This window comes from Saccharomonospora iraqiensis subsp. paurometabolica YIM 90007 (assembly GCF_000231035.2).
GTDB lineage: Bacteria > Actinomycetota > Actinomycetes > Mycobacteriales > Pseudonocardiaceae > Saccharomonospora > Saccharomonospora paurometabolica.
The window spans coordinates 1-2442 of the sequence record NZ_KI912218.1 but is presented as its reverse complement, the minus strand read 5'-3'; the positions used below and the strand labels follow the sequence as shown (position 1 = coordinate 2442).

3 protein-coding genes are annotated in these 2442 nt (G+C 74.7%); 2 read left to right on the top strand and 1 reads right to left on the bottom strand.

Translation table 11 applies throughout. The features are described 5' to 3' along the window. Both SACPADRAFT_RS26065 and SACPADRAFT_RS0207090 read left to right on the top strand, forming a co-directional pair. The coding region (locus SACPADRAFT_RS26065) for a YeeE/YedE thiosulfate transporter family protein (RefSeq protein WP_007027280.1) at positions 1-569 on the top strand (569 nt) is incomplete at its 5' end. Between the two features lie 116 nt (positions 570-685). Further along, positions 686-1957, top strand: coding sequence for a YeeE/YedE family protein (locus tag SACPADRAFT_RS0207090; RefSeq protein WP_028662290.1), 1272 nt, complete (start codon positions 686-688; stop codon positions 1955-1957). 37 nt (positions 1958-1994) lie between these two features. On the opposite strand, the gene SACPADRAFT_RS26060 is transcribed toward SACPADRAFT_RS0207090, so the two are convergent. Next, a partial coding sequence (locus SACPADRAFT_RS26060; protein ID WP_007027282.1) for a DUF488 domain-containing protein occupies positions 1995-2442 on the bottom strand: 448 nt, incomplete at its 5' end.

The window sequence follows — 2442 nt, the reverse complement described above, 5'->3', positions numbered from 1 at the left end:
CCCGCGGCCCGGCGCCGAGCGCACGCGGTGCCGCCCGGATCCCGCGCGGCACCTGGCCGCTGCCGGTCGGTGCCGTGGTGCTGGGTGTGCTGGCGGCCGCCGTGTTTCTGATCTCCGGTGACCGGTGGGACGTGACCGGCGGCTTCACCCTCTGGGGGGTGAAGGTCCTGCAGCTGCTCGGGCTGCACCCGGAGACGTGGGAGTACTGGCGCACCCCGGGCCACGCGCGGACACTGGCCGGCTCCGTCTGGACCGATACCACCAGCCTGACCGACATCGGGATCGTCCTCGGGGCCATGCTCGCGGCCTCCGCGGCGGGCGCGTTCGGATCCCGGTGCGGGATTCCCGCCAGGACCGCACTCGCCGCCGTGCTGGGCGGGATCCTGATGGGAATCGGCGCCCGGATGACCGGTGGCTGCAACATCGGCGCCTACCTCGGCGGGATCTCCGTCGGGGACGTGCACGGATGGCTGTGGGGTGGGTGCGCACTCGTCGGAACGTGGCTCGGGCTCACGCTGCGGCCGCTGTTCGGTCTGGACACCCCGCGTCGCTCCGACGCCACCTGCTGAGCGGCGCGTGGCCCGCACGCGGGCGACGACCACATCGTGGGATCAATGGAGCGGGCACGGACGGCGGGCCTAGCGTCGGATCGTCCCCCGCACACCACGATGGAGTCACGCTGCCCATGTCCACCACGACGGATCCCACCTCCCGACGCGACCTCCTGACCACCTCGCCGACGTCGTGCCCGGCGCCGCGCCCGGACCCGGAGGGTCCGGTGCGGACGGCGCCGCTCGTCGTCTCCGGCCTGCTGGCGGCCGGGTCGGCCTGGTACGTGTGGGCCGTGCACGGCGAGCGCTTCGCCGCCCTGCTGCTCATCGGTGTCTTCCTCGGGGTCGCGCTGTTTCACTCCCGTTTCGGGTTCACCTCGGCCTGGCGACAGCTCATCGGGGTCGGCAACGGCGAGGGCATGCGGGCCCACGCGCTGCTGCTGGGCACCGCGGCGACCCTGATCATGCTGATCGTGGCGACCGGCGTCGGGTTGTTCGGCGCCACCCCCGAGGTCAGCCCGGGGCCGATCGGCATCCCGTTGTTCGCGGGCGCCGCCCTGTTCGCCGTGGGGATGCAGCTCGGTGGAGCCTGCGCCTCGGGCACGCTGTTCGCCGTCGGCTCCGGCCAGTCGACCATCGTGCTCACCCTCGGCGGGTTCATCGCCGGGTCCGTGTTCTACACCTGGGCGTTCCCGGCGTTCGACGGCTGGCCCGAGGTTCCCGGGCTGTTGTTGGCCGACCACGTCGGCTGGGGCGGCTCGTGGGCGATCACCGTCGCGCTGCTGCTCGGCCTCGTCGTGCTGACCCGGGTGGTGCAGGCGCGGCGCACCCCACCGCCCCGTGGGGCGGTGCCGACCGCGCAGGGCCTCGCGCGGATCGTGCGCGGCTCGTGGCCGCTGCTCGTCGGTGCCGTGGTGCTCGGCGGGCTGGCCGCCGCCGTGGTCCTCGTCTCCGGCGGCCAGTGGGGTGTGACCAGCGGGTTCGCGCTCTGGGGCGCGAAGTTCCTGCAGCTGCTCGGCCTGCAGCCGGAGACGTGGGAGTACTGGCGCGAACCCGCGAACGCCGAGCTGCTGGCCGCCCCGGTCTGGACGCACAAGACCAGCCTCACCAACATCGGGATCATCCTCGGGGCCGCCGTCGCCGCCTCCGCCGCGGGCGCGTGGAAGATCCGGGCCGAGATCCCGTGGCGGACCGCGGTCGCCGCCGTCCTCGGCGGAGTCCTGATGGGGATCGGCGCGCGGCTGGCCGCCGGGTGCAACATCGGCGCCTACCTCGGCGGGATCTCCGTCGGGGACGTGCGCGGGTGGCTCTGGGGCGCGGCCGCGCTCGGCGGCACCTGGATCGGGCTGAAGCTGCGGCCGCTGTTCGGCCTGGCCACCCCGCGTCCGTCCGACTCCGCCTGCTGAGCGGACCACCGCCGCGGCACGGACACCCCGACACCGGTCACCCGTGTCCGGTCCCGGGGGTGTCCGCCCCTCCGGTGCCGTCCCGCCCGGCCTCCGCTCCCTCCCCATGCGCGGCGTCGTAGACGAGCACGTCCCGCCCCGGCACCCGACGGGCCTCCGGCATCGGCGGGTGCGGGCGCAGGCGGCCGTCCGGCATCAGGTGCGCCACCTCGACGTCGCGGACCAGCGTCAGGAAGTCGGCGATCATCCGGCGGTGACAGCGCCACCACACCGCCTCGGCGCACAGCACCGCCGTGGTCTCCCGCCCGGCCTCGGCCACCAGGTCGTCGATCGCGGCGAGGAACTCCGCGGAACGCATGTGGGCGGCGTAGCCGCGGAACGAGTCGTTGCGCACCCCGGTGTCCGGGCTGTCGGCCGGGGTTTTGCGCCACCCGCCGAGCCGCCGCTCCCACCGGTAGGCGATCCCGTGCTCGGGCAACCGGCCG

Excerpts from the sequence above, each read along its gene's own strand:
- SACPADRAFT_RS0207090 (WP_028662290.1), top strand. The coding sequence starts at position 686 with ATGTCCACCACGACGGATCCCACCTCCCGACGCGACCTCCTGACCACC.